Below are 3,657 nucleotides of genomic sequence, written 5' to 3' on the forward strand. Positions count from 1 at the left end.
TGGGACTGGGTTAGTACCCCAGAAGCCCCTTGGTCATTTTCGAGTAGTATTTAAAACTAATGGTGAGTTAGATGTTAGTCCATACAGGAGCAAGGAATAATTTCCTGTGGCTAATTGATTCTTGGCTGATATCCAATTGCGTTCTTGGTTAACCCTTAACCATTGCTTGTATCTATTCAAAACTCAACACTCAATACAACTTTTTAAAATTAAAAATCCCCCCTGGAGTAGGGGGGATTTTCAACGAAACATACTGCTGACAGAAGAGTCTTCATGAATACGCCAGATGGTTTCACCCAATAAGTTAGCCACTGAAAGCACTGTCAGCTGTGGAAACCGTTTGGCGTCCGGTAGTGGAATACTATTGGTAACAATTACTTCTTCAAACACCCCACTAGAGAGGCGCTCTACAGCTGGTGGCGAAAACACGGCATGGGTTGCACAAGCATAGACTTGGCGAGCCCCCTCTTGACGCAGTACTTTGCCAGCTTCACAAATCGTGCCAGCAGTGTCAATCATATCATCGACTAGCACCGCAGTTTTGCCCTTGACATCCCCAATCACATTCATCACTTCAGCGATATTGTGAGCTTGCCTGCGCTTGTCAATAATGGCAAGGGGGGCATCATATAGCTTTTTGGCAAAGGCTCTGGCTCTAGCCACACCACCAACGTCGGGCGAAACTACTACTAGATCAGTTAGGTGCTTAGAAGCAAGATATTGTAGCAATACTGGTGAACCGTAGACATGGTCACAGGGGATATCGAAATAACCTTGAATTTGAGCGGAGTGCAAATCCATTGCCAAAATCCGATTAGCACCAGCTCCAGTAATCAGGTTAGCCACCAGCTTGGCTGTAATGGACTCACGCCCCGCCGTTTTACGGTCTGCTCGCGCATAACCATAGTAAGGAATCACAGCAGTAACTTGCCGTGCTGAGGCTCGACGGCAAGCATCGATCATAATGAGTAACTCCATCAGGTAATCATTCACCGGATAGCAAGTCGGTTGAATCAGGTAAACATCACACCCCCTGATCGATTCTTGAATTTGGACATAGAGCTCCCCATCAGCAAATCGTTTCCGTACCATTGGTCCCAAGTCGAGGCCTAGATAACGTGCTACTTCCTGAGAAAGGGAAACATTTGCCGAACCAGAAAATAGTCTTAAACGATTGTTAGCGGCAATCTGGGGCAGAATAGGTTGAAGCTCTAAAGTAACTGAACTGCTCACAGCAAACCCTCGAAGCTTATTTCAACGCGATCTTAACATTCTAAGAATATCCTTTTTATAATAATTTTTATAATTATTTATTTAAATTTGATTAATATTTTATTAATTTTTATAGCGTTGACCTAACAGAGGTGTTGACTAAAGACACTATATATAGTGTCTTGCTATCATACGAACCTGAGAACTCAAGCAGTTTTTTTTAAGTTTCTTACTAAAATACGAAAATTAACTATTGTACTTAATTAGAACAACTGTATATCTACTCAAGTAAGGTAGTTATTTAAGATAGTTCTACCCCAAAATAAGATAGCAATGAACATGTAGTGATGTTCTAATAAACCCGAACAACATATATAGCGGTTCTCCTATTCATTAGGTACAGAGAATTTTTTACCTATTCCCTATTTATTTACTATTCCCTATTCCCTATTTACTATTCCCTACAGCAATTACGCAATAACTATACTTGTAAGGTCTAATTCGGTATCCTACACCATAAGGGTGTTTAGAGTCTAGTTTTGGGTAAACCTTGATGTATATAGTGATCAACTTATCTGTGGCTCAACTCTGTGGCTCAACGGAACGGTTGGAATCCATCGATGGAGTTCCAAAGCAACTTGACACTCCCCGGTCTAAAGACGCGGGGATTCTTGCTTCAACGAGTCAGCTTGCTCAACCAAACCGGAGTCAGGAAGAGTAGAGGCCAATTCTCCACAAGCGTTCTGGTCTGTGACCAAGGTTCCGATGTGCCCCACCGTACCTAAGGCTCTGTTAAGGATGTTGACTGCGGCATTGTGATCCCTGTCTAATTCACAGCCACACTTACAGATGTGAGTCCTGGTTGACAGTGACTTCTTCACGACCTCGCCGCATTCAGAACAATTTTGGCTTGTATAAGCAGGATTTACTGCGACAGTTATCCTGCAAAATTTTTTACCAAAATGCTCCAACCATCTCCTAAATTGATACCAACCTGCGTCATTAATAGATTTAGCAAGACAGTGATTTTTTACTAGATTATTGACTCTTAAATCTTCATAGGCGACCAGGTCGTTAGACCGGATTACGCAACGAGCCAGTCTCTTGGCATGTTCTTGACGTTGCCTACTTATTTTAAGATGCTGTCTGCCTAGTCTATTAATCGCTTTTTTACGATTGGATGAGCCTTTCTTCTTTCGAGAAACTTGACGTTGATATAATTTTAGCTTCTTTTCCCCAGCCCTGTAAAAACGAGGGTTAGGTTCGGTTTTGCCCCTGGAATCAGTGTAAAACTCTTTCAATCCTACATCCAGTCCCACAGTCGCATCAGCAGGATTTAATTGCTCTTTTACATCGACAGAGATGCAAAACTGAACGTAGTAACCATCAGCCCTCTTGACTATGCGAATTCGTTTGATTAACTTCTTATCAAAGCGCCACAAGTCCCATGTACCCTTGAGTTTCAGTTTTCCGATTCCTTTCTTGTCGCTAAAATTGATCGATTTTTTCTCAGGAGACAACTTCCATCCTGACTGTTTATACTCGACCGATCTACAATGCTTCTGGAATTTAGGAAAACCTTTCTTTCCAGGTACTTTCTTTTTACAATTTTCAAAGAAACGAGCGATTGATGACCATGCCCTTTCAGCCGCAGCTTGTCGAGCTGTTGAGTTCAATTCGTTGGCAAAAGGGAAATTCTTGGCCAAGGTTTTGCAATATTTATTTAAGTCGTATTTGCTTAACCCTTTATTATCCATCCACAAACGAAGACAGCTATTCCGTATAAACTGAACAGTCCGAATAGCTTTGTCTATGGCTTGATACTGTGTTTTGTTTCCGTATGCCTTGAACTCAAGTATAATCATCAGAACTCGACCTCTTCTGTTATATTATTATGCTAACATGCCTAGCACAAATTAGCAAGTATTTGTTTTTATTTTCTTCAAGGCGACTAAAGTCGCGCTTACACTTTCATCTCCGCTCGCTTTGTGGCGGAGTTTTCAGTGTTAGGCTTTCTAATAACGATATTTGTAAGGTCTGGTTGCGGATTGTACACCATAAGGGTGTTTGGAGTCTAGTGTTGGCTAAACCCTGATATATATGCTGATCAACTTATCTTTGGCTCAACTCTGTGGCTCAACGGAAGGGTTGGAATCCATCGATGGAGTTCCAAAGCAACAGAATAAAGTCTAAACTTCAAGAATATTGCTCCGGCCTCATTGTCCGTAACAAGTGATCTACCACCGATGGAACCACCGATTGCTTCTGGAACTATTCTGCAAAATCGCTACCATCTGCTCCGTGTCCTTGACCAAGGAGAATTCAATCGGACTTACCTGGTAGAGGATCAAGGGCGTTTCAATGAACCTTGTGTCCTGAAAGAATTTATTCCCCCTCAGACAGAAACTAATAATCTAGATAAGTCAAGGCAACTGTTTCAACAAG

2 protein-coding genes and 1 pseudogene are annotated in these 3,657 nt (G+C 41.8%); 1 reads left to right on the forward strand and 2 read right to left on the reverse strand.

Features of this window, described 5'->3' with window-relative positions:
• Positions 1-240: 240 nt before the first annotated feature.
• Complete coding sequence (locus F6K53_RS35715) at positions 241-1,233, reverse strand: ribose-phosphate pyrophosphokinase (RefSeq protein WP_293084107.1); 993 nt, start codon at positions 1,231-1,233, stop codon at positions 241-243.
• A 632-nt stretch (positions 1,234-1,865) separates the two neighbouring features.
• Positions 1,866-3,077, reverse strand: a complete 1,212-nt coding sequence (locus tag F6K53_RS35720) for a transposase (RefSeq protein WP_293054376.1) — start codon at positions 3,075-3,077, stop codon at positions 1,866-1,868.
• Between the two features lie 381 nt (positions 3,078-3,458).
• Between F6K53_RS35720 and F6K53_RS35725 the strand changes: the two are divergent.
• Positions 3,459-3,657: pseudogene (locus tag F6K53_RS35725) on the forward strand (serine/threonine protein kinase); the annotation flags it as partial.

The organism is Moorena sp. SIO4A1 (assembly GCF_010672065.1).
GTDB lineage: Bacteria > Cyanobacteriota > Cyanobacteriia > Cyanobacteriales > Coleofasciculaceae > Moorena.

Coding starts and splice junctions, on each gene's coding strand:
- F6K53_RS35720 (WP_293054376.1), bottom strand. CDS start 3,077: ATGATTATACTTGAGTTCAAGGCATACGGAAACAAAACACAGTATCAA.